Genomic DNA, 23,445 nt, shown 5'->3' with positions numbered 1-23,445 from the left:
CGGCGTTAGTCGGTAATTTGCAGTCACGTTAGAGTCGTCGGCACGCACTGGCAACCCCCGGATAAAAACACCATGACTCGCCCAAGATTTTTGCCCGATAACTTCACCCTGACGCTGATCGGCGTTGTGCTACTCGCCAGCTTTCTGCCAGCAAGCGGCCAGGTCGCGGTCGGTTTTGGCTGGCTGACCAACGTCGCCATCGCGCTGCTGTTTTTCCTGCATGGCGCCAAGCTTTCCCGCGAGTCGATCATCGCCGGCGCCGGTCACTGGCGTTTGCATCTGTTGGTGTTCGGCCTGACCTTCGTGCTGTTCCCGCTGTTGGGCCTGGCGCTGAAACCGCTGCTGTCACCGCTGATCGGCGACAAGCTGTACATGGGCATGTTGTACCTCTGCGCCTTGCCGGCCACGGTGCAGTCGGCGATTGCCTTCACCTCGCTGGCGCGGGGCAATATCCCGGCGGCGATTTGCAGCGCGGCGGCCTCGAGCCTGTTCGGGATCTTCCTCACGCCGTTGCTGGTGACGCTGTTGCTCAACGTCCACGGGGACGGCGGCTCGACGCTGGATGCGATCCTCAAGATCAGCGTGCAATTGCTCCTGCCGTTTATTGCCGGTCAGATTGCCCGCCGCTGGATCGGCGCGTGGGTCGGCCGCAACAAGAGCTGGTTGAAATTCGTTGATCAGGGCTCGATTCTGCTGGTGGTGTACGGCGCGTTCAGCGAGGCGGTCAATGAAGGCATCTGGCATCAGATTCCGCTCATTGAGCTGCTGGGATTGGTGGTGGTTTGCTGCATTTTGCTGGCGCTGGTGCTCGTGGCCTCGACGCTGTTGGGCAAGGCGTTTGGCTTCAATCAGGAAGACCGCATCACCATCCTGTTCTGCGGCTCGAAGAAGAGCCTGGCCACCGGGGTGCCAATGGCGCAAGTGTTGTTTGCCGGCAGCACGATTGGCGTGTTGATTCTGCCGCTGATGTTGTTTCATCAGATTCAGTTGATGGTCTGTGCGGTGTTGGCACAGCGTTATGCGAAACGACCGGAGTCGGTGCCGGAGTTGATGGCACAGGTGGATCCGTAAGCTGACACCTCACGCCCGAACGCACGATTCCTTGTAGGCGCCGAGCTTGCTCGCGAAAGCGGTGCGTCTGCCATGATGATTTTGAATGTGCCGACGCCTTCGCGAGCAAGCCCGCTCCCACAGGGTTGTGCGCCGTGTACAAAATCCCTGGCACACCACAAATCATTGTAGGAGCTGAGCTTGCTCGCGAAAGCGGTGTGTCTGTCACGATGATTTTGAATGTGCCGACGCCTTCGCGAGCAAGCTCGCTCCCACAGGGTTGTGCGTCGTACACAAAATCCCCGACGCACCAAAAATCCTTGTAGGAGCCGAGCCTGCTCGCGAAAGCGGTGTGTCTGCCACGATAGTTTTGAATGTGATGACGCCTTCGCGAGCAAGCCCGGCTCCTACAGGGTTTTGCGTCGTATACAAAATCCCTGGCACACCACAAGTCATTGTAGGAGCTGAGCTTGCTCGCGAAAGCGGTGTGTCTGCCACGATGGTTTTGAAATGTGCCAACGCCTTCGCGAGCAAGCTCGGCTCCTACAGGATTGTTGTGTTACTGGGGGCTGTTGAACTGGTCGGAGTAGCTGCCAGTCATCAATGCCGACGCAACGCGATCAGAACCCACGCCAACGCGAGAATAGGCGAGACGGTTGGCGTTTAAGCGATCTGCGCCGTCGGATGCCACGGCACCCGCGCCGACATGATCAGAGCCGTCAGCAGCCACAGCACCCGCGCCGACATGATCAGAGCCGTCAGCAGCCACAGCATTCGCGCCGACGTGATCGGATCCATCAGCGGCCACAGCACCCGCGCCGATGTGATCGGATCCATCAGCAGCCACCGCACCCGCGCCGACATGATCGGAGCCGTCAGCAGCCACCGCACCCGCGCCGACGTGATCGGAGCCGTCAGCAGCCACAGCACCCGCGCCGACATGATCTGCGCCGTCCGCGGCCACCGCATTCGCACCGACATGATCAGAACCGTCCGCAGCAACCGCACCCGCCCCAACATGATCCGACCCATCCGCCGCCACCGCTTGCGGCTGTCCGGCCCAGACTCCGGGCGCGACCATCGTTGCCGCTACTGCGAATACAACGCCTGACAAAAGCTTGTGATTCATGATCTTCTCCACGACCCGTCAGCCACAACGCAGTTGAGCAATGCCTGCCATTCGATCACAGGCGTCCGGCTCACTGGCTTGGGTCTAGCTAATTAGCGATTGGCACGGGCGCACCATCGAGATGCTCGGGTGTCGACGATTTGAACGGCTCCGCAAAGGCAACTGAACCAGTATAGATGGGCATTTGCCCGCCATTGGCCGGAAGGACGAAGGGTGAGGGGATAGTCGTTTCGCTTCCTTGCAGCCACGCGCAAAAAAGAAATCCGTCTAAAAACACTGAACCGGTTTGCGCAGGCTTTGCTAGGCTCAAAGATGTAGGCGAAGACGCAGACTGATGCGCAATCGGATAGCAAGGGGACGTGGGGCGCGTTCCGAAGGGTACACGGTTAGAAAGATCTCCGCGCTGAGATCCAGCCCTTATGCCGTGTGAAGCAGCTGAGACCGTTACTTTCACCCTTGGTCCAGTACTGTGAGACTCCCGATAAACCTTGTAAGCCAGAGACCAGCACTGGCCGCCTACTCAAACACCAAAGCCCGCCCAGTGCGGGCTTTGTCGTTCTCCACAGGTCTGCCTTGTACCCCTGTGGCGAGGGGATTTAGCGAAACGTCGCACCGCCCCGTTGGGCTGCGAAGCAGCCCCCCTCGACAATTTCGAATCAAACCCCAAGACTTACATCCCAGCCAAAGCCTGCAACAAATCCCCCCGCAAATCCTCAACATCCTCAACCCCCACCGACAGCCGCACCAACCCGTCACCAATCCCGAGTCTGGCCCGCGTCTCAGCCGGAATCGTCGCATGCGTCATGATCGCCGGATGCTCGATCAAACTCTCCACGCCGCCCAGACTTTCCGCCAACGCAAAGATCTTTACATTCTCCAAAAACCGCCGCGCACCGGCCAGATCACTATTCAGATCAACAGAAATCATCCCGCCAAAACCACGCATCTGCCGCTTGGCCAACTCATGCTGCGGATGCGACGCCAGCCCCGGATAGTAGACACGTTTAACCTGCGGCTGCTGCTCCAGCCACTGCGCCAGCTCCAGCGCATTGCTGCAATGACGCTCCATGCGCAGCGCTAAAGTCTTCACCCCGCGCAAGGTCAGAAATGCATCGAAAGGCCCGGCAATCGCCCCCACGGCGTTTTGCAGAAAACCCAGTTTCTCTGCCAGTTCAGCGTTCTGCCCAACCACGGCAATCCCGCCAATCACATCAGAGTGGCCGTTCAAATACTTGGTGGTCGAGTGCAGCACGATGTCGAAACCCAACTCCAGCGGCCGCTGGATATACGGACTGGCGAAGGTGTTGTCGGCCACGCAAATGATCCCGCGTGCGCGGCAGATGCGCGCAATCTCGGCCAGATCCGACAGGCTCAGCAGCGGGTTGGTCGGCGTCTCGACCATGACCATCCGCGTGTCGTCCTGCAATGACGCTTCGAACGCCGACAGATCGGCCAGGTCGACGAAGCTGAAACGATGCCCGGCGCTTCGCTGACGCACCTTGTCGAATAGACGGAACGTGCCGCCGTACAGATCGTTGCCGGAAACAATGTGCGAGCCGGCATCGAGCAATTCCAGCACCGTCGAAATCGTCGCCAGCCCTGAAGCAAACGCAAACGCCTGCGTGCCCCCTTCAAGATCCGCCACGCAACGCTCCAGCGCAAACCGCGTCGGGTTGTGCGAGCGGCCGTAATCGAAACCTTTGTGCACGCCGGGGCTGTCTTGCAGGTAGGTGGAGTTGGCGTAGATCGGCGGCATCAGCGCGCCGGTGGTCGGATCCGGTTCCTGCCCGGCGTGGATCACCCGGGTCGCGAAGCCTTGGGATTTATCGTCGTGCTGACTCATGCGAGGGATCTCCGTAATTGGTTGAGCATGTCGACGCGGGTGATCAGGCCATGGAAGCCCGAAGCGTCAGCGATGATGGCGACGAGGCCACGGCTGAGCACGCTTTCCAGATCGGCCAGATCGGCGTTCGGCGCGAGGGTTTGCAGCTTGTCGGTCATGGCGCTGGTCACCGGTTTGCGGAAGTGCGCGGCATCCTCATGGACGCCGAGCAGGATGTCCGACTCATCGATCACGCCGACCAATTGCTTGCCGTCGATCAACACCGGCAACTGCGAAACGTCGGCCAGGCGCATGCGCTGGAACGCGGTCAGCAGGGTGTCGTCGGGGCCGACGCTGATCACCCGGCCATCTTCAAAACGACGGGCAACCAGGTCGCGCAAGTCGCCATAACCTTTGCGTTTGAGCAGGCCCTGATCGGTCATCCACTGGTCGTTGTAAACCTTCGACAGATAGCGCGTGCCGGTGTCGCAGACGAAACTGACCACGCGCTTCGGCTCGGTCTGCTCGCGGCAATAACGCAATGCGGCGGCGAGGAGGGTGCCGGTGGAGGAGCCGCCGAGAATGCCCTCGGCCTTGAGTAATTGACGGGCGTGATCGAAGCTTTCTTCGTCGCTGATCGAGTAGGCGTGGCGCACGCTGGAGAGGTCGGTGATCGACGGAATGAAGTCTTCGCCGATGCCTTCCACCGCCCATGAACCGGGCGTCGGCAGGCTGCCGTCGCGGCTGTATTGCGCCATGACCGAGCCCACAGGGTCGGCCAGGACCATTTCCAGATCCGGTTGCACGCGTTTGAAAAAACGGGTCAAACCGGTCAGCGTGCCGGCCGAGCCAACGCCGACCACAATCGCGTCCAGATCATGTTCGGTCTGCGCCCAGATCTCCGGCGCGGTGCTGCATTCGTGGGCCAGCGGATTGGCGGGGTTGTTGAACTGGTCGGCGAAAAACGCGCCGGGAATGTCTTTCGCCAAGCGTGCGGCGACGTCCTGGTAATACTCGGGATGGCCCTTGCCGACATCGGAGCGGGTGATGTGCACCTCGGCGCCCATGGCTTTCAAATGCAGGACTTTCTCGGTGGACATTTTGTCCGGCACCACCAAAACCACCCGATAACCTTTGGCGCGGCCGACCAGTGCCAGGCCCAGACCGGTGTTGCCGGCCGTCGCCTCGACGATGGTGCCACCCGGTTGCAGACGGCCATCGCGTTCGGCGGCGTCGATCATCGCCAGGCCGATACGATCCTTGATCGAGCCGCCGGGGTTTTGCGATTCGAGTTTGAGAAACAGCGTGCAGGGCCCGGTATCAAAGCGGGTCACTTGCACCAGCGGAGTGTTGCCGATCAGCCCAAGTACGGCAGGGCGGGATTCCTTTGACATGTCTTCACCTCGGTGTTGGTGATTGATCGCGTTCCATTCGCGCAGAAGATGCTCGCAAGCAACATAGGCCCGGTTGGCACCTCTCGCAACCCCGATCCCCGTAGGAGCTGCGGAACCCTGCGATCTTTTGATGTTGGTTTTTGAAGGGCAAGATCAAAGGATCGCAGCGTTCCGCAGCTCCTACAGGGTGGGAGGGATCATGAGGATTTCTTGTGATGATCAGGATTATATTGAGTTTGATTCACTTGCGACCGATGCCGACAATGCCCGCCATCAACAAGACATTGGAGTTGTTTGTTATGGCACTCGCCCATTCCCTTGGATTTCCGCGCATCGGTCGCGACCGCGAACTGAAAAAAGCGCAAGAGGCGTTCTGGAAAGGAGAACTGAACGAAGCGGGCCTGCGTGACGTCGGGCGCGAACTGCGCAAAGCCCATTGGGATCTGCAGAAAAACGCCGGTATCGAGCTGCTGCCGGTCGGCGATTTCGCCTGGTACGACCAGGTGCTAACGCACTCGCTGATGTTCGGTGTGATCCCTGAGCGCTTCCGTCCGCACGACGGCAAAGCCAGTCTGCACACCCTGTTCGGCATGGCGCGTGGCGTCAGCGACAGTTGCTGCGGCGGTGCTCACGCCCAGGAAATGACCAAGTGGTTCGACACCAACTACCACTACCTCGTCCCGGAATTCAGCGCGGATCAACAGTTCCAGTTGGGTTGGGAACAGTTGTTCGAAGAAGTCGAAGAAGCCCGCGCGCTGGGGCACAACGTCAAACCGGTGATCATCGGCCCGCTGACCTATCTGTGGCTGGGCAAGGCCAAAGGCGCTGAGTTCGACAAGCTCGATTTGCTCGATCGTTTGTTGCCGCTGTACGGCCAGATTTTCTCGCGCCTCGCTGCGCAGGGCGTGGAGTGGGTGCAGATTGACGAGCCGATTCTGGTGCTCGATCTGCCTCAGGAATGGAAGAACGCATTCGAGCGCGCCTACAACCAGATCCAGCGCGATCCGCTGAAGAAACTGTTGGCCACGTACTTTGGTGGCCTGGAAGAAAACCTTGGTCTGGCGGCGAATCTGCCGGTCGACGGTTTGCACATTGATCTGGTGCGTGCGCCGGAACAGTACCCGACGATTCTTGATCGTCTGCCGGCGTATAAAGTGTTGTCGTTGGGTGTGGTCAACGGCCGTAACGTCTGGCGCTGCGATCTGGAAAATGCCCTTGCGACTTTGCAGCATGCGCATGAGCGTTTGGGTGATCGCCTGTGGGTGGCGCCGTCCTGCTCGCTGTTGCACAGCCCTGTGGATCTGGGCCGCGAAGACAAGCTGGATGCCGAACTGAAAAGCTGGCTGGCCTTCGCCGTGCAGAAGTGCGAGGAAGTGGCGGTTCTGGCTCAGGCGGTTAACGAACCGGAAGCGCCGCGAGTGCTGCGGGCATTGACCCAGAGTCGTTCGGTGCAGGCTGCGCGTGCTGCATCGCCACGCATTCACAAACCGGCGGTTCAGGCGCGTGTGGCGGCGATCACTGCCCAGGACAGTCAGCGTCAATCGTTGTTTGCCCAGCGTATCGCCAAGCAGCGTGCCGGGCTCGATCTGCCGCTGTTTCCGACCACGACAATTGGTTCGTTCCCGCAAACCGCATCGATTCGTCTGGCTCGCCAGTCGTTCAAGCAAGGCAAGCTCAGCGAAGCGAAATACACCGAGGCGATGCACAGCGAAATCCGCCACGCGGTGGAGATTCAGGAGCGTTTGGGTCTTGATGTGTTGGTGCACGGTGAAGCCGAGCGCAATGACATGGTCGAGTACTTTGCCGAGCAACTCGACGGCTATGTGTTCACCCGGTTTGGCTGGGTGCAGAGCTACGGTTCGCGCTGCGTGAAACCGGCGGTGATTTTTGGTGATCTGAGCCGTCCGAAAGCCATGACCGTTGAATGGATTCGCTACGCCCAGGGCCTGACCCGCAAGGTTATGAAAGGCATGCTGACTGGCCCGGTGACCATGCTGATGTGGTCGTTCCCGCGTGAGGATGTCAGCCGTGAAGTGCAGGCGCGGCAACTGGCGCTGGCGATCCGTGATGAAGTGGTGGATCTGGAAGCCGCCGGCATCAAGATCGTGCAGATCGACGAAGCGGCCTTCCGTGAAGGTCTGCCGTTGCGTCAGGCGCAGTGGCAGCATTATCTGGATTGGGCGACCGAAGTGTTCCGTTTGTGCGCCTCGGGCGTGCGCGACGAAACGCAGATTCACACGCACATGTGCTACAGCGAATTCAACGATGTGATCGAGTCCATCGCGGCGATGGATGCCGACGTGATCACCATCGAAACTTCGCGCTCGGACATGGAATTGCTGGAGGCTTTCGAAGCTTTCGCCTACCCGAATGAAATTGGCCCGGGCGTCTACGACATCCACTCGCCACGGGTGCCGGATGCGTCGGAAATGGCCAATCTGTTGCGTAAAGCGGCCAAGCGTATCCCGGCGGAGCGCTTGTGGGTCAATCCTGACTGCGGCCTGAAAACCCGTGGCTGGCCAGAGACCGAAGCGGCGCTGGTGCACATGGTCACCGCCGCCCGGCAACTGCGCAAAGAACTGGCCTGACGTACAAAGAGCAAAACCTGTAGGAGCCGAGCTTGCTCGCGAAGGCGTCAGCACATTCAGCATCAGCTTTGAATGTACCGGCCTCTTCGCGGGCAAGCCCGGCTCCTACAAGGATTGGTGTTGAGCACGGAACCGCGGATGAGCACAAATCCTTGTGGGAGTGAGCCTGCTCGCGAAGGCTGTGGGGTTCTTTCTGACCGAGTACATATCCATTCCTGGCGTAACGGCCGCTTTGGGTTCCGCCCTTACGGCGGGTCACCTTTTCCAAGCGCCGAAAAGGTAACCCAAAAGGCTTGCCCCAGCGTTCGGCCCGCTCGCTGGGGCTCGGGGTTCCTTCGCTCCGGGATCCATCCGGGCGCATCGCCTCCGGTTTGCTTCGCTGCACCTCCTCTCGATGCATTTGGCTGCGCCAAACGGTCGCTGCGCTCCCACCCCCGGATAAATCCCTCCACTCAGCCTGCCGATGGGGCCTGTGAATCAAGATCAAGAGCAGGCGAGCTGACACTCGGCCTAATGGTGAACACCGCCACGGTAGGAGTGAGCCTGCTCGCGATAGCGATTTGTCAGGCACTGGTTTTGATGTGGGATGTACACAAAACTTGTGGGAGCTGGCGAAATTTTTGCTTCGACACATAACCCCTGTAGGAGCCGAGCTTGCTCGCGAAGGCGTCAGCACATTCAACATCAGCTTTGAATGTAAAGGCCTCTTCGCGAGCAAGCTCGGCTCCTACAAGGATCAGTGCTTGCTCATCAGGCCGTGCAGGACGCCGAGGCGCAGGCCGGGTTCGGAGGGGGCCATTTGCGAGATGCCGAATACTTTGAACGCCGCGAGCATCAACACCAATCCGCCGGGCAGGATGCTTTGGCGGTGCGGTTGCAGGCCGGCGAGGTGCAGCTGTTGCACATTGCTCACTTTCAGCAGAAGCAGGGCCAGGCGCAACAGGCCGGCGTAGGTGATGCCGTCCTTGCCGAAGTCATTGAGGTGATTGGCCTTGAGCACTTTGGCCAGCATGCGGGCGGTACCCGACGAGCCGATGGTCTGCTGCCAACCCTGACTCCGATAACGCCGGGCAACCCGTTCAAATTGCAGGATGGCGAAACGTTCGGCTTCTTGCAGGGCGCCGGCAGAAATATCACCGCCGCGAAAGAACCGCGTACTCAACGTGCCGCTGCCAATCGCGATGCTTTCGGTCAGCAACGCTTGCGAGCCTTGGCCGAGAATCAGCTCGGTGGAACCGCCGCCAATATCCACCACCAAACGCATATCTTCAGCACCCGGCAGGGCATGCGCCACACCGGCGTAGACCAGTCGCGCTTCTTCTTGTCCGGAAATCACATCAATGGGAAAACCCAGATGCCGCTCGGCACTGGCCAGAAACAACTGCGCATTGTCCGCCTCACGCACCGCACTGGTCGCCACCGCGCGAACCCGACCGGCCTCGAAACCGCGCAATTTCTTGCCGAACCGCGCCAACGCCTGCCAGCCTCGATCCAGTGCCAACGCATCCAGCGCGCCGCCGTCAAAACCTTCGGCGAGACGCACCGGCTCGCGCAGGGTTTTCACTTCCTGAATCAGCAGGCCTTTGCGACTGCGCAGCGACTGGCCGATCATCAAACGAAAGGCATTCGAACCCAGGTCGATGGCGGCAAACAGCGGGGCGTCTGGTTTCATGGGAATCCTTGCTGAATATCCGCCGGAAGGCTCAAGACGGTTTGCGAGGATTCTGCCGTTGCGTTGATGACATCCTGATGACGGGGCAGGGGCGGTTCAGTGAATTTGTCGCTGTCATGACACTGTCATTATTCAGCGTCTATGCTGGGGTCAATACATCGCGTGTTCTTGAAGTTTCTGCTGCCAGTTTTGGCAGCTTTTTTTTGCCTGCAATTTGAGCGCGGTCACCGATCGTTCCCATGCTCCGCGTGGGAATGCCTCTAGGGACGCTCTGCGTCCAGTGACGCGGAGCGTTACGGGCTGCATTCCCACGCAGAGCGTGGGAACGATCAGGTGTCAGCAGGCTTGTGGGGTTTCGCCTCGGGCCAGGCGCGCATTGATGTCGTCAATCACTTCAGGCAAATCGGCAATCGTGTCGATCAAGTAATGCGGACGCGATGGCGCGAACATCTTGCCGATGCGCTCACGTTCTTCCGCGAGACGATCCGACGGCAACGCTTTGAACTGTTCGTAGGTCAATCCGAGCGCATTCCCCGAGCAAGTCAACGCCACCGTCCACATCCCCGCGCTACGCCCTTCAAGAATCCCCGGCCAGGTGTCATCAACCTTGACGCACGCGGCCACGTCATCGATGCCCAAGGCAATCACGTTGGCCAACGACTGCGCCGGATAAGGCCGGCCATTGGGCACTTCATCGGTGGCAACGACATGGTCAGCGACATAACCATTCTCTCGCGCCAGCTCGACAACCTTGGCCATCACCACCGCCGGATACCCGGAGCACGAACCAATCTTCAAACCCTTGTCGCGCAACGCCGCAATCGCTTCGAGCGCACCGGGAATCACCGCCGAATGCAGGGCGATTTTCTCGATCTGCAACGGCATGAAACGCTCGTAGATCGCCGTTACATCATCGTCACTCGGCAAGCGATCAAACGCGGCGCGATAGCGCTCGGCGATCTGCGGCAGGTTGCACAACGTGCGGATGTGATCCCATTTGCCCATGCCCATCGGGCCGCGCGCTTCCTCAAGCGATACCGCGACGCCGAACTCGGCAAAGGCCTCGACAAAAATCTGCGTCGGCGCGAACGAGCCGAAATCGACAACGGTGCCGGCCCAGTCAAGGATCGCGGCTTGCAGGTGAGTCGGGTTTTTGTACTGCATGGTCAAATCTCCGTTTTCGGGTAAGCGTGGGCCGTCCCTCGGCAATGAGGTAGGCGGTTTCAAGGGTCAATGCTGATCAGGTCAGTGGTGGATTCGAATCAAACAATTCGGCAATCACCGGTCGGTTGCGGCGGATGCCGAGGCAGCACAGGTGGTATTCGATGAAAAACGGGTGATCGACAAAGGTGATCGGCGTGGTGCCCGGGGTTTCGGCGTACTCGACGGCCGAGACGAAACCGATGCCGATGCCTTTGACGATCGCGTGCACGATGGCTTCGCGGCTGTTCAGTTGCATGACGCGGTTGAGGTCGATGTCGAGGCGCTTGCAGCTTTCTTCGACCAGTTGCCGGGTGCGCGCACTTTGCTCACGCATCACCCATTTCTCGCGGCTGATTTCGCTGATGTGAACCTGCGACTGGCTGGCCCACGGATGGTCATCGCGCACCACGGCAATAATCGGATAGCGGTGATACAACCGGGTGTGGAAGCGCTCATCGAATTCCGACAACGCCAGAATCGCCACGTCGATATCGAAGTTGAACAGCCGCGCGAGGGTTTCCTTTTCCGAGGAAAACGAGGTTTCCAGTTCGATGTCCGGGTGCCGCTGCATCAGCTCGTAGGTCAGATTCATCGCAATCGGCGGCGACACCGCGCCGAGCCGCAGCATGCCGTTCTTGCGTTGCTTGAAACTCTGCAGCAGTTGCACCGCTTCGTCCTCCTGGCCGAACAAACCTTGAGTGATTGCGTAGAGCTTGTGCCCGGCGGAACTCATCTCGATGTAGCGCCCGCGCCGATGGAACAGCTCGACCGAGAAGGTTTTCTCCAGCGCGTTGACCTGCTCGCTGACGGTCGGCTGACCGACGCTGAGGTACTCTGCCGCGAGGGTGAAGCTGCCGGTTTTCGCCACCGCATGAAACGAACGCAACCACTTGTGATACTGGTACATGCAAGCCCCATCAGCGTCGAATGAACAATGCCACGGCCGCGCTGCACAGGCAGGCGCTGGTGACCACTATGAAGATGAGAGACGTGTTTGCCGTGGTGTCAAGCAAACGACCGATCAAAGGCTCGGCGAGGCCGGCAAACAGATAGGACGAAAAGTTCATGATCCCGGTCGCAGTGCCTGCGCGTTTGGCACCGACCAGATCCGGGCACAGCGCCCAGAAACTCGACGCCGGGCCATAAACGAAGAAGCCGCAAAGGAACAACGCGACCAGGCCGATCACGCTGTGCGGCGGCAGGCTCCACATCCACAGACTCGTCGCGGCGCCAAGGAACATGTAGAGCATGATCGCCAGATAGCGCTTGGAACCGAACAGCTTGTCCGACACCCAGCCATTGCTCAACGCGCCAACCGCCATGCCGACGGGGAGGGCGACGGTGATCCATTTCGGATCGATCATGCCGTCGCCGCTTTTCCAGTCAGCGCCGAGAAAGTGCACCGGCACCCAGACGATCAGGCCGTAGCGCGCCGCATTCTGAAAGCCCAGTGACAGCGCGGCGATCAGCAGGCGCGGATTCTTCAACACGGCTTTATAGCGTTGCGCCGAGGTCTCGACTTCGCCATGCGCGGCTTCCTGATGTTTGTCGTCAGCGTTGGCCACGCCAGTATCGCCCACCGGTTCGAAGCCCAGGTCCTGCGGGCGTTCACGAGCAACCAGATAGAAAATGATCCCGCCGGCAAGCATCAGCAGTACCGGTAAACGGAAGATCCAGCGCCACTCCAGTTGCAGCACTTCGAGCACGACGATGGAGGTGACGTACGACAGAATCGACGCGCAACCGGCGGCGAAGGTGTAGAAGCCATAGACCTTGCCGCGCTCGCCGGCCGCCCACCAGTTGGCAATCAGCCGACCGCCCGGCGCCCAGCCCAAGGCCTGAAAGTACCCGTTGACGCCCCACGGCAGGATCAGACTGGTGAAACCGCCGGCAAAACTGGTCACCCAGTTCGCCGCGCAGGACAGCACCGCCCCCAGCGTCATGATCCGTCGGCCACCGAACTTATCGGCGAGGTTGCCGTTGATCGCCTGACCAATCGCGTAGGCCCACAGCATTGCAGCAGACGCCCAGCCGAGGGTTTCCTTGCTCAAACCGAACTCGGCCTGAATCCCCGGAATGGCAAAACCGAAGGTCTGCCGTCCGGTGTAGAAAAACAGGTAACAGAACATCGCCGCCAGCAGCATGCGCCACTGCGCGACCCGGAACGAGGCAGAACGTACGGCGAGACCAGGCATTGTTTCGGCACGATTCATGATCTTTTCCTTATTGTTGTGGGTTCCCGCCGTTTGTCGTCGACGGGTGCACTCTTTTTCGGTGCGGCAGGAAATCACCACGGCTGTGAGCCGTAGGCGGTGCTTGGGTTGATCGAGTGGCGTCGGGCGTCAGGCAGCTTGCGAACCGATGAAGTTCTTGCCGCGCGCGCCCTGCATCGCGAGGTGGATGATGTCTTCGGCGTCCTTGGCCGAGACGCCGTAATCGGCGAACTCGGTCTTCACCCCGAGGCGGTGGAGGAACTCGCGCAACTGCTGTTGCGCGGTGAGCAGATCCTCGCCGAAAACTCGTTGCAGGATGCGGTCACGGGTGGCGTCGTGACCCCAGGCCAGACCGAGCACCAGCGGCAGGGTGAAGGAGCAGGCGATGCCGTGGGGCAAGCCGTGGCGCAGGGTCATCTCGTAGGAAATCGAATGCGCCAGCGCGGTTTTGGTGTTGGAAAACGCCAGCCCGGCCTTGAGCGCGGCGAGTGCCATGCGCGTGCGCAACTCTTGGCTCGACAGGTCTTTTTGCAGACGCGGCAAGCATTCGAGAATGTCTTCAATCGCAGAAATGGCGAAAGTGTCGGAAACCGGGTTGGCGTTAACGTTCCAGATCGCTTCCAGCGCGTGGGACAACGCATCGAGCCCGGTGGACACGGTGACGCTGGCCGGCACGGTGAGCATCAGTTGCGGATCGATGATCGCCACGCGCGGCCAGGTGCAGTCGAGGTGCAACGAATATTTTTTCTGGCTGGCGCTGTCCCAGATCGTCGCCCACGGCGTGACTTCGCTACCGGTGCCGGCGGTGGTCGGCGCGGCGATCAGCTGTTTGCAACGCGCGGGAGTGAACGCCTTGCCGGTCGCCAGCAGGGTCAACAACTCATCGAAATGCCCGGATTCGGTGCCGACGATCAACGCTTTGGCGGTATCGATGGCGCTGCCACCACCGACCGCGAGCACCACATCGCAATCACCGGCCTGCTGCCAGAACTGCTCATAAGTGCTGCGCAGATGGGCGACGTCAGGGTTGGGCTGGACGTCTTCGAACACGTAGACCAGACGCTCACCGAGCAACGCTTGCAGGCGATCGACTATCCCCAGCCCACGGGCCTCAGGGAAGGTGACGAGGGCCACGGTTTGCTGTTCGGTAATGGCCGCGAGGTCTTGCAGGCTGCCCCAGCCGAAACGGGTATCAACTGGGTTCTGGAAGCGGGCAGTCATGATGAATCCTTATTGTTGTTGTCGTGTGGCGCCATACTCAGCGCCCGTCGACAACGGCTCAAATCGATAATTCGCAGGTTTGAATCGGCTCAGCCGATAGCCGCTCGACGTCAGTGCGCCGAACCGCTCTGGATCGCCGCGCGCAGGCGGCTGGAGATGGCGTCGGCGACGATCACCATGAAGGTGATGACGATGATGCAAGTCGCGGTTTCCGGGTATTTGAACAACTTCAGGCTGCTCACCAGTTCGAACCCCAGGCCGCCGGCGCCGACCATGCCCAGCACCGTGGCCGAGCGCAGATTGACTTCGAAGCGGTACAAAATCACCGCAATCCACGCCGTGATCACCTGCGGCAAAACGCCAAACACGATCACCTGCAACGGTCGTGCACCGGTCGCTTGCAGCGCTTCAATCGGGCCTTGGTCGATCTCTTCGATGCTCTCGGCGAAGAACTTGCCGAGCATGCCCAGACCATGCAGCGCCAGCGCCAAGACGCCGGGGAACGGGCCGAGGCCCACGGCCGAGACGAAGATCAGCGCGAGGATCAGTTCGTTGATGCTGCGGGTGAAATTCAGCGCCTGACGGGTGATGTGAAACACCCAGCGATTGCGGCTCAGATTGCGCGCGGCGAGAAACGACAGCGGAACCGCCAGCAATACGCCGAGCAGGGTTCCCCAAATGGCGATCTGCAAGGTCTCCACCGCCGGCGCGACCAGACGCGGCAGGATGCTCAGATCCGGTGGAAAAGTGCGTGAGAGAAAGTCACCAATCTGCGGCAATCCCGCTGCCAGTTCACCGAGGCTGAGTTGCGCACCTTGCGCGCTCCAGTTCAGCGTCCACAGCACGATCAGGACGATGCCGGCGGTGGTCAGCCAACCGCGTGTGCCACGGGGCCGTTCGCCGACCCACTGATAGTTTTGCGATGGCATGCTCAGGCCCTCGAGGCGGCGCGGTAGGACAGGGTGGGCGCCGGGACTTCAGCGGAGTGTTCTGCGGATTGCCCCGGATAAATTCGCGCCAGATCGGCGTCGGTCATGCTCGACGCTTTGCCATCGAACACCAGACTGCCGTGAGCGAGGCCGACCACGCGGTCGCCGAACTCGCGGGTGTATTCGACCTGATGCAGATTGCACAGCACGGTGATGCCCAGTTCGCGGGTGGCATCGCGCAGGTACTGCAACACCAGTCGCGCGGTTTTCGGGTCGAGGCTGGCGATCGGTTCGTCGGCCAGAATCACCTGCGGTCGTTGCGCCAAGGCGCGGGCTATGCCGACGCGTTGCTTCTGCCCGCCAGACAATGAATCGGTGCGCTCACGGGCCTTGTGTGCCAGTTCGACGCGTTCCAGGCATTGCATTGCCAGCGTCACATCGTCACGGCGGAACAGTTGCAGAATCGAGGCGAGGGTGCCGACGGAACCGAGGCGCCCGGTCAGCACATTCTTCAATACGCTCAGGCGCGGCACGACGTTGTGGTGCTGAAAAATCATCGCGACTTCACGGCGCAAAACGCTGGTGTCGGGGCAGGCGAGGGCATCAATGCCCGCCACGTTCAGCGTGCCGCTGTCGGCCTGTGCCAAACGATTGATGCAACGCAGCAAGGTCGATTTGCCGGCGCCGGACTGACCGAGCACCACGACGAATTCGCCCGCAGCGACGTCAAGGTCGATGCCGCGCAACACCGGGTTGCTGCCGTAGTGTTTGGTCAGTTGGCGGATGCTGATCATTTCATGCTCCGCAAATCGAGATCGAGCACCTTGGCGGTTTCGCGCACCACGTCATAGGACGCGTCGGTGGTGGGCTGGAAGCCATTGAGCACACCCTGGTCACCCCACGGCACGTCCTTGATCGAGGCCAGTGCGTCGGCGACTTTTTTCTTCAATTCCGGATCAAGCGCCTTGCGCCAGACCATCGGCGATTCGGGGATCGGCTTGGAACTCCAGACGATTTCGAAGTCATCCTGCTTGACCACGCCTTTGGCCACGGCGCTGGCGAAGATGCGGTCAGCCACGGCGGCGGCGTCTACTTTCTTGTTTTCCACCGCGAGGATGCTGGCGTCGTGGGAACCGGAGAAAATCACCCGTTTGAACAACGTGTCCGGCACAAACCCTGCCTGCTCCAGTCCTGCTTTCGGGAACAGATGACCGGACGCCGAACTCGGATCGACGAACGCGAATGTATGGCCCTTGAGGTCGGCCAGCGAATGAATGCCGCTGTCCTTGCGCGCCAGAATCACACTTTTGTAAGCGCTCTGGCCGGTCTTCTTAGTCACCGCCACGGAGAACGCTTCGACTTCGGCTACCGAGGTCGCCAGCACGTAGGAGAACGGGCCGAGGTAGGCGACGTCGAGTTTGCCCGAGCGCAGCGCTTCGATGATGCCGTTGTAATCGGTGGCTACGAACGGAACGACCGGCATGCCGATTTTTGCTTGCAGATCGTCGAGCACTTGTTTGCTCGATTCGATCATCGCCTGGGAATCTTCGGAGGGGATCAGGCCAATGGTCAGTTTGTCCTTGGCCCAGCCCTGGCTGGCACTCAGGGCAAGTACGGCAAGGCTGGCGGCACGCAGAAACTGGTTAATTGTTTTCATGGCATTCCACGGTGTGGTTGGGAGTTGCCACAGGCTAGGTCTGTCACGTGACAGTCATTCAATCAATTCAATATGCGAAACCGTAGCTAACTATTGATGGAGTCTATGGATGTCGAGCGCCAAATTGCGGGCCTTTCTCGCCGTCGCCCGCCACGGCAGTTTCAGTGCCGGCGCGCGGGCGTCGGGGCTCAGTCAACCGACACTGACCACGCAGGTGCAAAGTCTGGAGCGACAGCACAACGTCGAACTGTTTCATCGGCGTGGGCGGCGGATTGAATTGTCGGATGTCGGTCGGCAATTGCTGCCCATCACGCAACGGCTGGCCTTGCTGGAACTGGAAGCGCACAACCTGCTGCGCGACTCCGGGCGGCTCGACAGCGGCCAGCTCAAGGTCGGTGCGGTGGGGCCGTTTCATGTGATCGAAATGGTCGACAGTTACCTGCAACAGCATCCGAATATCGACGTGTCGATCCGCGTGGGTAACTCGGCGCAAGTGTTATCGGATCTGGAAAATTACGTCACCGACATCGCCGTGCTGGCCGGGCGTCAGGACGATCCGGCGTTGTGTTCGGTGCGTTATGCGCGGCACGCGATCATCTTGTTTGCCCACCATGAGCATCCGCTGGCCAATCGCGACAGCGTGCGTCTGGAGGAACTGGAAGGGCAGCGCTTGCTGCAGCGCGAACCCGGCTCGACCACGCGGCTGGTGCTGGAGCAGGCGCTGAATGCGGCGCAGGTGAAACCGAGGATCGCCATGGAAATTGGCAGTCGTGAGGCGTTGCGTGAAGCGGTGGTGCGCGGGCTGGGATTGGGTGTGGTGTCGGAAGCGGAGTTTATTGCCGACCCAAAAATCCGCACGATCAGAATCGAGGGCGAAGAGCTGTTCTCCGAGACGTATCTTTATTGCTTGGCAGAACGGCGTTCCAGCCGGCTCATTTCGTCGTTTTTCGATGCGGCGCTCGGCTGAGGGTTTGCAATCTCTGACGAGGCTTGGCTAATATACGTTCCATATACACATCGTATCGGATTCATATATGGGCATCGTAAAGATTTCAGAGGACATGCACGAGAACCTGCGAATCTCCAGCAACGCCCTCAGCCGCTCGATCAACGCGCAGGCCGAGCACTGGATGCGCATCGGCATGCTCGCCGAACTGCACCCCAACCTCGACCACAGTGCGATCTGCCGCTTGCTGATCCGCGCCGAACAAAATGGCGGGCTCGACCTGCAACAACTGACTCAGGAAGCCGTCAGCGCATGAGAAACCAGATCAAGATCAACACCCCGGCCGACATCGCCCAATCGCGCGCTGCCGGCAAACTCGCCGCCGAAGTACTGGCGATGCTGGTGCCGCACGTCAAGGCCGGCGTGACCACCGATGAACTGGATCGGCTGTGCAACGACTACATCGTCAACGTGCAGAAAGCGGTGCCGGCCAACGTCGGTTATCACGGATTTCCGAAAACCGTGTGCGCCTCGGTCAACGATGTGGTCTGCCACGGCATTCCATCGGGGACGCCGTTGAAGGATGGCGACATCGTCAACCTCGACATCGCGGTGATCAAGGACGGCTGGTTCGGCGACACCAGCCGCATGTACGTGGTGGGTGAGGCGACGCCTGAGGCGCAGCACCTGATCAAGACCACTTACGAAGCGATGTGCGCGGGTATTCGCGTGGTGAAACCGGGCGCGACGTTGGGCGACATCGGCCACGCGATTCAGAGCCTGGCGGAGAAGGAAGGCTTCAGCGTCGTGCGCGAGTATTGCGGGCACGGGATCGGCAAGGTCTATCACGATGAACCGCAAATCCTGCATTACGGCTTTCCCAATCAGGGCATGAAGCTCAAGGCCGGGATGATTTTTACCGTGGAGCCGATGCTCAATGCCGGCAAGCGTCATGTGAAAAACATGCCCGATGGCTGGACGGTGCTGACCAAGGATGGTTCGTTGTCGGCGCAGTGGGAGCATATGGTCGCGGTGACCGAAACCGGCTTCGAAATTCTCACCGCGTGGCCGGATCAGATCGAAGGCTACTCCCCGATCACCTAAACACCACAAAACCCCCACAGTTGGAATGCACTCCTGTAGGAGCTGTCGAGTGAAACGAGGCTGCGATCTTTTGATCTTGTTTTTTCACAGCAAGATCAAAAGATCGCAGCCTTCGGCAGCTCCTACAGATTATGTGGTGTGTGCAGGGATCTCACCCGCAACTGTTGTTATTGTTTAAACCGCAGCCTGCCAGACCACGACATAAGTTTCGCCAGCCTCGATGTTGTCATCACCGTTGCTCAGGAACGCAACCTGACCCGGCTGCGCGCCTTCAGCCTCTATTTCTATTGACGATGGGAGCCACACCATGAGTGCTATCACCTCGGCTGTACTCGCCGACCTCGCCCCTGACGGGGTGCTGCATGCCGCGATCAACTTCGGCAACCCGGTGCTGGCGCAGCGCAGGGCGGACGGTGCGCCGCAAGGTGTTTCGGTGGCTTTGGCGATAGCGCTGGCTGCCGAGTTGGGTGTCGAGCTGGAGATGCGTACGTTTGATGCGGCGGGCAAGGTTTTCGCGGCGCTGGAGGAGGGCGTGTGGAACTTGGCGTTTCTCGCCATCGAGCCGGTGCGCGAGGCGCAGATTGCGTTCAGCGCGCCTTACGTGATCATTGAAGGGACTTATCTGGTCGAAGCGCAGGCCCCGCATCGCAACGTCGAGGATCTCGACCAGCCAGGATTGCGATTGGCCGTTGGCAAAGGCGCAGCCTACGACCTGTTCCTCAGTCGCACGCTGCAGCACGCACAATTGGAGCGTGCCGAAACCTCGGCGGGTGCCGTTGACCTGTTTATCGAGCAACACCTGGATGCCGCCGCCGGGGTTCGTCAGCCCTTGCAGAAAGTCGCGGATGCCGACGCGCGTTACCGCGTGCTGGACGGTGCGTTCACGGCGATTCGCCAGGCCATGGCCGTGCCCCGTGGGCGCAGGGCCGGCGCGGCGTATGTGCGGGCGTTCGTTGAGCGCAAGAAGGCTGAAGGGTTTGTCGCTGCAGCGCTCGCCGAGAGCGGGCAGGGCGATGTAACAGTCGCGCCTTGAGATCAAAAAAAGTGCCACCGAAGCCTTGAGGGAAGATTCTTGAGACGTCTACAGACCCCGTGGGAGCGGGCTTGCTCGCGAAGAGGCCGTGTCAGTCACCAACAATGTTGAATGCCACAGCGCATTCGCGAGCAAGCCCGCTTGTGTCTTGCGTAGGAGTTAGAATCGGGATGAGAGGGATGGTTGGCAAGCTGAATGCCCGGGGTGCTTAAAGCACGTGTGGGAGCCCAAGCTGCCAATCATCTCTCGCTCTGGTTATTGAGCCCGAACAGTTGAACGAGCCGACCTCGAACAGTACAAGCGTGGTGCCCAACCAGAGTGCTCTCACCTTTGAGTGTAAGAGGATTCCGCCATGTTTTCCTGCGCCGGTATCGATGTCGCCAAAGATACTCTTGAGATTCGGATTAACCCGCAAGACGTAGGTGCGAGTTTTTCCAATAGCATCAGTGACTTCCCCAAGCTTATTGATTGGTTTAATTGCTACAAGGTTAATCGCGTGTTGCTTGAAGCCACAGGTGGTTATGAGCGAGAGGTCATGAAAGCTCTTCAGGCCGGGGGGTTCGACGTTATACGAATCAATCCTCGCCGCGCCAAGAGCTTTGCCAGTGCAATGGGCCAACGCGCTAAAACCGACCCGATTGATGCACGACTTCTTGCGCAGTTTGCAGAAGTCATAAAGTCGCCAAAAAGTCGAGTCTCTAGCCCTGAGCAGGATAATTTGCGTGCGCTCGTACAGCAGCGTGAAAACTTTGTTCAGCAACAAAGTGACGATTTGCGACGCATCAAAACGGCTTCAGCAGATTTGGTGAAACCCTTGTTGCAGAGCCATATCGATTATTTAACCCAGGCAATAAAGTCGATAGAAAAGCTGATCCGTCAAAGTGCGAAAAAACTGGACAGTGATAAAGCTGCGCGCTTGTGCTCGGTCAAGGGTATCGGGCTCGTGACGGCTGCCAGTTTAATGGCCTATTTACCTGAGCTGGGTGAGGTTGGACGCCACGAAATAGCGGCTTTGGCAGGTATAGCCCCTTACAACGACGACAGCGGGAAACACAAAGGACTTCGACACATTGAGGGGGGAAGATTTTCCGCTCGCCGCGCGATGTACATGGCAAGTTGGGTCGTGATTACGCGCCAGCCCGAGTTTCAGGCTCGATATCAAACCCTACGCGACAAAGGAAAATGCGCAAAAGTAGCGCTGATCGCCTGCATGCGTGTGCTGTTGATAAGACTGAACGCAATGATCCGAGATCGAACGCCATGGAAGGAACAGTTGGCTTGAAATAGAGCGGTGTTTCTGGGAAAAAATGCACGGCTATGGGCTGTGGGAGATCAGCTGCCTATCACCCTGCATTCAAAATAAAGGGTATCAAGACAGTTGCTCCCACATTTGGAATGCATTCCTGTAGGAGCTGTCGAGTGAAACGAGGCTGCGATCTTTTGATCTTGTTTTTAACGGCAAGATCAAAAGATCGCAGCCTTCGGCAGCTCCTACAGGGGTTTTCAGTGAGAACCGGCCGCTTTGTTGAGGTCGCTTTCGCTCCATTCGGTGTAGACGCAGGCATCAGCCGTGGCCCAGCGTACTTGCACCGGGTCGCCAGCCTTGAGCGGCATGCCCGCCGCCGACAGTGCTTTCACCGTCATCGACGTGCCGCCCGAGGAGACCACGCTGCAGGTCTGGCTTTCGCCGAGAAACAGCACTTCTACGACCTTCGCTGAAACCTCGTTCCAACCCGATGGCAACGGTTCGCTGATCGCTTGCGCCACGCTCAACGCCTGCGCTTTTTCCGGCCGCACCATCAGCAACACATCCTGATCGGTGTGCAACCCAGCGGTCAGGCGAATCGACAATGACTGTCCTTCAAACGAAGCCGCCGCATTGCCCTGCGCCTTGAGCTTGAGGAAGTTCGAGTTACCGAGGAACGAGGCGACAAACGCATTCGGCGGATTCTGATAAAGGTCATAACCACTGCCCAATCCAACAATCTTGCCGTGACTGAAAATCGCGATGCGTTGCGACAAGCGCATGGCTTCTTCCTGATCGTGGGTCACGTAAACGATGGTGATGCCCAGACGACGATGCAATTGGCGCAATTCATCCTGCAAATCCTCGCGCAGCTTTTTATCCAGCGCGCCGAGCGGTTCGTCCATCAACAGAATGCGTGGTTCGTAGACCAAGGCGCGGGCGATGGCGACACGCTGTTGCTGGCCGCCAGACAGTTGCGAAGGGCGGCGATGAGCGAACTGATCGAGCTGCACTAGTTTCAACATCGCATCGACACGCTTGTCGCGCTCAGCCGCCGCGAGTTTGCGAATCGCCAGAGGAAACGCAATGTTGTCGCGCACCGACAGGTGCGGGAACAGCGAATAGCGTTGAAACACCATGCCGATGTCACGCTTGTGCGGCGGCACATTGACCAACGATTCACCGTTGACGAGGATCTCGCCGCTACTCGGCGTTTCAAACCCGGCGAGCATCGACAGTGTGGTGCTTTTGCCCGAGCCGCTGGAGCCGAGGAAGGTGAGGAATTCACCGTCCTTGATGTCCAGCGAGATGTTGTCGACGGCGGCAAAGTCGCCGTAGTGCTTGTTCAGGTTGCGCAGGCTGACCAGGGGTTTGTCGTTCTGCTGGGAAGCGTCTTTGATCACGGCACTCATGTCGTACTCCTGGCGCTCAGGCGCTGATTTCGTTGCGCCGGCGCAATGCGGCGGCGATGACCATGACCAATACCGACAAGCCAATCAGCAGCGTCGAAGCGACGGCGATCACTGGCGTCAGATCCTGGCGCAAGGTGGTCCACATTTTCACGGGAAGGGTTTGCAGGGTCGGGCTGGCCATCATCACGCTGAGCACCACTTCGTCCCACGAAACCAGAAAGGCGAAGAGGGCGCCGGCAACCATGCCCGGACGGATCGCCGGGAACGTCACCTTGAACACCGCTTGCAGGCGTGACGCACCGCAAATCACAGCCGCGTCTTCAATCGACTGATCGAATAGCTTCAACGAGTTGATGATCGAGATGATGGTAAACGGCAGCGCGACGATCACATGGCTGACCACGAAGGCGAACATGGTCCCGGTGTAACCGAGCTTGAGGAACAGCGCGTACACCGCCACGGCAATGATCACCAGCGGCACGATCATCGGCAGGGTGAACAGGCCGTAGAGCATTTCCCGGCCGGGAAAACGTCCGCGCACCAGTGCAAACGCAGTCGGCAAACCAAGGGCCACGGCGCAGATCGTGGTCAGCACAGCGACCTTGAGACTGGCAGCCGCAGCGTTCATCCAGTCCGGGTTGGAGAAGAACTGGCCGTACCATTTCAGCGTCCAGCCCGGTGGTGGAAACACCAGCCACTGCGAGGAACCGAACGACAGCAGCACGATAAACACGATCGGCAACAGCAGGAACAGACCGATCAGCCCGGTGGTTGCATACAAGCCGAAGCGCATGCGCCGGCTCATCGCATTGGGGGTCAGGAGCAT

General features: G+C 59.6%; 21 protein-coding genes. 7 read left to right on the top strand and 14 right to left on the bottom strand.

Going from position 1 to position 23,445, the window contains the following annotated elements:
• Nucleotides 1–72 precede the first annotated feature (72 nt).
• On the top strand, nt 73–1,071 hold the full coding sequence (locus tag ACIP66_RS01290) for a bile acid:sodium symporter family protein (RefSeq protein WP_212551290.1): 999 nt from the start codon (nt 73–75) through the stop codon (nt 1,069–1,071).
• 642 nt (nt 1,072–1,713) lie between these two features.
• Here ACIP66_RS01290 and ACIP66_RS01285 read toward each other — a convergent pair.
• The 3 genes from ACIP66_RS01285 to ACIP66_RS01275 form a co-directional block, all read right to left on the bottom strand.
• Nucleotides 1,714–2,082, bottom strand: coding sequence for a hypothetical protein (locus tag ACIP66_RS01285; protein ID WP_400644587.1), 369 nt, complete (start codon nt 2,080–2,082; stop codon nt 1,714–1,716).
• Nucleotides 2,083–2,849: 767 nt separating this feature from the next.
• A complete protein-coding gene (locus ACIP66_RS01280) occupies nt 2,850–4,022 on the bottom strand; it encodes a cystathionine gamma-synthase (RefSeq protein WP_400644584.1) in 1,173 nt (390 codons plus the stop codon).
• Entirely contained in the window at nt 4,019–5,395 is a 1,377-nt protein-coding gene (locus tag ACIP66_RS01275) for a pyridoxal-phosphate dependent enzyme (RefSeq protein WP_400644581.1), read from the bottom strand. The genes ACIP66_RS01280 and ACIP66_RS01275 overlap by 4 nt, the downstream gene beginning before the upstream one ends.
• Before the next feature lie 299 nt (nt 5,396–5,694).
• On the opposite strand from ACIP66_RS01275, the gene metE reads away from it, so the two are divergent.
• Nucleotides 5,695–7,983, top strand: coding sequence for a 5-methyltetrahydropteroyltriglutamate--homocysteine S-methyltransferase (gene metE, locus ACIP66_RS01270; protein WP_400644706.1), 2,289 nt, complete (start codon nt 5,695–5,697; stop codon nt 7,981–7,983).
• Nucleotides 7,984–8,719: 736 nt separating this feature from the next.
• Here the strand turns inward: metE and ACIP66_RS01265 are convergent.
• The 8 genes from ACIP66_RS01265 to phnD form a co-directional block, all read right to left on the bottom strand.
• Nucleotides 8,720–9,655: a Ppx/GppA family phosphatase gene (locus ACIP66_RS01265; RefSeq protein ID WP_400644579.1), complete on the bottom strand. Its 936-nt coding sequence runs from the start codon at nt 9,653–9,655 to the stop codon at nt 8,720–8,722.
• Between the two features lie 336 nt (nt 9,656–9,991).
• Nucleotides 9,992–10,819: a phosphonoacetaldehyde hydrolase gene (phnX, locus tag ACIP66_RS01260; RefSeq protein ID WP_400644576.1), complete on the bottom strand. Its 828-nt coding sequence runs from the start codon at nt 10,817–10,819 to the stop codon at nt 9,992–9,994.
• Between the two features lie 76 nt (nt 10,820–10,895).
• Nucleotides 10,896–11,765: a LysR substrate-binding domain-containing protein gene (locus ACIP66_RS01255; protein WP_053121214.1), complete on the bottom strand. Its 870-nt coding sequence runs from the start codon at nt 11,763–11,765 to the stop codon at nt 10,896–10,898.
• Nucleotides 11,766–11,775: 10 nt separating this feature from the next.
• Complete coding sequence (locus ACIP66_RS01250; RefSeq protein ID WP_064392989.1) at nt 11,776–13,071, bottom strand: MFS transporter; 1,296 nt, start codon at nt 13,069–13,071, stop codon at nt 11,776–11,778.
• Nucleotides 13,072–13,200: 129 nt separating this feature from the next.
• Nucleotides 13,201–14,292: an iron-containing alcohol dehydrogenase PsrA gene (psrA, locus tag ACIP66_RS01245; protein WP_400644572.1), complete on the bottom strand. Its 1,092-nt coding sequence runs from the start codon at nt 14,290–14,292 to the stop codon at nt 13,201–13,203.
• A gap of 110 nt (nt 14,293–14,402) precedes the next feature.
• Entirely contained in the window at nt 14,403–15,221 is an 819-nt protein-coding gene (gene phnE, locus ACIP66_RS01240) for a phosphonate ABC transporter, permease protein PhnE (RefSeq protein WP_400644570.1), read from the bottom strand.
• A gap of 2 nt (nt 15,222–15,223) precedes the next feature.
• Nucleotides 15,224–16,015 carry a phosphonate ABC transporter ATP-binding protein gene (phnC, locus tag ACIP66_RS01235; protein WP_400644567.1) on the bottom strand — a complete coding sequence of 264 codons (792 nt, stop codon included), beginning with the start codon at nt 16,013–16,015 and terminating at the stop codon, nt 15,224–15,226.
• A complete protein-coding gene (phnD, locus tag ACIP66_RS01230; protein WP_400644564.1) occupies nt 16,012–16,878 on the bottom strand; it encodes a phosphonate ABC transporter substrate-binding protein in 867 nt (288 codons plus the stop codon). Before phnD ends, phnC begins: the two co-directional genes overlap by 4 nt.
• A 109-nt stretch (nt 16,879–16,987) precedes the next feature.
• Here phnD and ACIP66_RS01225 point away from each other — a divergent pair, with 109 nt between their 5' ends.
• The 3 genes from ACIP66_RS01225 (at nt 16,988) to map (ending at nt 18,928) form a co-directional block, all read left to right on the top strand.
• Nucleotides 16,988–17,845: a LysR substrate-binding domain-containing protein gene (locus ACIP66_RS01225; protein ID WP_400644562.1), complete on the top strand. Its 858-nt coding sequence runs from the start codon at nt 16,988–16,990 to the stop codon at nt 17,843–17,845.
• Nucleotides 17,846–17,912: 67 nt separating this feature from the next.
• Entirely contained in the window at nt 17,913–18,140 is a 228-nt protein-coding gene (locus ACIP66_RS01220) for a ParD-like family protein (RefSeq protein ID WP_007918027.1), read from the top strand.
• Nucleotides 18,137–18,928, top strand: a complete 792-nt coding sequence (map, locus tag ACIP66_RS01215; RefSeq protein ID WP_400644559.1) for a type I methionyl aminopeptidase — start codon at nt 18,137–18,139, stop codon at nt 18,926–18,928. Before ACIP66_RS01220 ends, map begins: the two co-directional genes overlap by 4 nt.
• A 174-nt stretch (nt 18,929–19,102) precedes the next feature.
• On the opposite strand, the gene ACIP66_RS01210 is transcribed toward map, so the two are convergent.
• On the bottom strand, nt 19,103–19,237 hold the full coding sequence (locus ACIP66_RS01210) for a hypothetical protein (protein ID WP_400644556.1): 135 nt from the start codon (nt 19,235–19,237) through the stop codon (nt 19,103–19,105).
• Between ACIP66_RS01210 and ACIP66_RS01205 the strand changes: the two genes are divergently transcribed.
• Complete coding sequence (locus ACIP66_RS01205) at nt 19,236–19,961, top strand: transporter substrate-binding domain-containing protein (protein WP_400644554.1); 726 nt, start codon at nt 19,236–19,238, stop codon at nt 19,959–19,961. The two genes, ACIP66_RS01210 and ACIP66_RS01205, sit on opposite strands and share 2 nt — an antisense overlap.
• Nucleotides 19,962–20,313: 352 nt before the next feature.
• The gene (locus ACIP66_RS01200) at nt 20,314–21,243 is read left to right on the top strand and encodes an IS110 family transposase (RefSeq protein ID WP_400644552.1); all 930 of its coding nucleotides are present in this window, start codon (nt 20,314–20,316) and stop codon (nt 21,241–21,243) included.
• 221 nt (nt 21,244–21,464) lie between these two features.
• Here ACIP66_RS01200 and ACIP66_RS01195 read toward each other — a convergent pair whose 3' ends face one another.
• Nucleotides 21,465–22,619 carry an ABC transporter ATP-binding protein gene (locus ACIP66_RS01195; protein ID WP_400644550.1) on the bottom strand — a complete coding sequence of 385 codons (1,155 nt, stop codon included), beginning with the start codon at nt 22,617–22,619 and terminating at the stop codon, nt 21,465–21,467.
• A gap of 16 nt (nt 22,620–22,635) precedes the next feature.
• Nucleotides 22,636–23,445 (bottom strand): ABC transporter permease, encoded by an 810-nt coding sequence (locus ACIP66_RS01190; protein ID WP_007918021.1) that lies wholly within the window; start codon nt 23,443–23,445, stop codon nt 22,636–22,638.

This window comes from Pseudomonas sp. NPDC088429, from assembly GCF_044753305.1.
Classification (GTDB): Bacteria; Pseudomonadota; Gammaproteobacteria; order Pseudomonadales; family Pseudomonadaceae; genus Aquipseudomonas; species Aquipseudomonas rustica.
Note: the sequence above shows the minus strand (reverse complement) of the source record. Positions and strands in the feature narration are given on the sequence as shown.

Excerpts from the sequence above, each read along its gene's own strand:
- ACIP66_RS01205 (WP_400644554.1), top strand. The coding sequence starts at position 19,236 with ATGAGTGCTATCACCTCGGCTGTACTCGCCGACCTCGCCCCTGACGGG.
- ACIP66_RS01285 (WP_400644587.1), bottom strand. The coding sequence starts at position 2,082 with ATGGGTCGGATCATGTTGGGGCGGGTGCGGTTGCTGCGGACGGTTCTG.
- ACIP66_RS01220 (WP_007918027.1), top strand. The coding sequence starts at position 17,913 with ATGGGCATCGTAAAGATTTCAGAGGACATGCACGAGAACCTGCGAATC.
- psrA (WP_400644572.1), bottom strand. The coding sequence starts at position 14,292 with ATGACTGCCCGCTTCCAGAACCCAGTTGATACCCGTTTCGGCTGGGGC.
- phnX (WP_400644576.1), bottom strand. The coding sequence starts at position 10,819 with ATGCAGTACAAAAACCCGACTCACCTGCAAGCCGCGATCCTTGACTGG.
- phnD (WP_400644564.1), bottom strand. The coding sequence starts at position 16,878 with ATGAAAACAATTAACCAGTTTCTGCGTGCCGCCAGCCTTGCCGTACTT.
- ACIP66_RS01200 (WP_400644552.1), top strand. The coding sequence starts at position 20,314 with ATGTTTTCCTGCGCCGGTATCGATGTCGCCAAAGATACTCTTGAGATT.
- ACIP66_RS01210 (WP_400644556.1), bottom strand. The coding sequence starts at position 19,237 with ATGGTGTGGCTCCCATCGTCAATAGAAATAGAGGCTGAAGGCGCGCAG.
- ACIP66_RS01250 (WP_064392989.1), bottom strand. The coding sequence starts at position 13,071 with ATGAATCGTGCCGAAACAATGCCTGGTCTCGCCGTACGTTCTGCCTCG.
- ACIP66_RS01255 (WP_053121214.1), bottom strand. The coding sequence starts at position 11,765 with ATGTACCAGTATCACAAGTGGTTGCGTTCGTTTCATGCGGTGGCGAAA.
- ACIP66_RS01265 (WP_400644579.1), bottom strand. The coding sequence starts at position 9,655 with ATGAAACCAGACGCCCCGCTGTTTGCCGCCATCGACCTGGGTTCGAAT.
- ACIP66_RS01190 (WP_007918021.1), bottom strand. The coding sequence starts at position 23,445 with ATGCTCCTGACCCCCAATGCGATGAGCCGGCGCATGCGCTTCGGCTTG.
- ACIP66_RS01275 (WP_400644581.1), bottom strand. The coding sequence starts at position 5,395 with ATGTCAAAGGAATCCCGCCCTGCCGTACTTGGGCTGATCGGCAACACT.
- phnC (WP_400644567.1), bottom strand. The coding sequence starts at position 16,015 with ATGATCAGCATCCGCCAACTGACCAAACACTACGGCAGCAACCCGGTG.
- ACIP66_RS01195 (WP_400644550.1), bottom strand. The coding sequence starts at position 22,619 with ATGAGTGCCGTGATCAAAGACGCTTCCCAGCAGAACGACAAACCCCTG.
- ACIP66_RS01290 (WP_212551290.1), top strand. The coding sequence starts at position 73 with ATGACTCGCCCAAGATTTTTGCCCGATAACTTCACCCTGACGCTGATC.
- phnE (WP_400644570.1), bottom strand. The coding sequence starts at position 15,221 with ATGCCATCGCAAAACTATCAGTGGGTCGGCGAACGGCCCCGTGGCACA.
- ACIP66_RS01225 (WP_400644562.1), top strand. The coding sequence starts at position 16,988 with ATGTCGAGCGCCAAATTGCGGGCCTTTCTCGCCGTCGCCCGCCACGGC.
- metE (WP_400644706.1), top strand. The coding sequence starts at position 5,695 with ATGGCACTCGCCCATTCCCTTGGATTTCCGCGCATCGGTCGCGACCGC.
- ACIP66_RS01280 (WP_400644584.1), bottom strand. The coding sequence starts at position 4,022 with ATGAGTCAGCACGACGATAAATCCCAAGGCTTCGCGACCCGGGTGATC.
- map (WP_400644559.1), top strand. The coding sequence starts at position 18,137 with ATGAGAAACCAGATCAAGATCAACACCCCGGCCGACATCGCCCAATCG.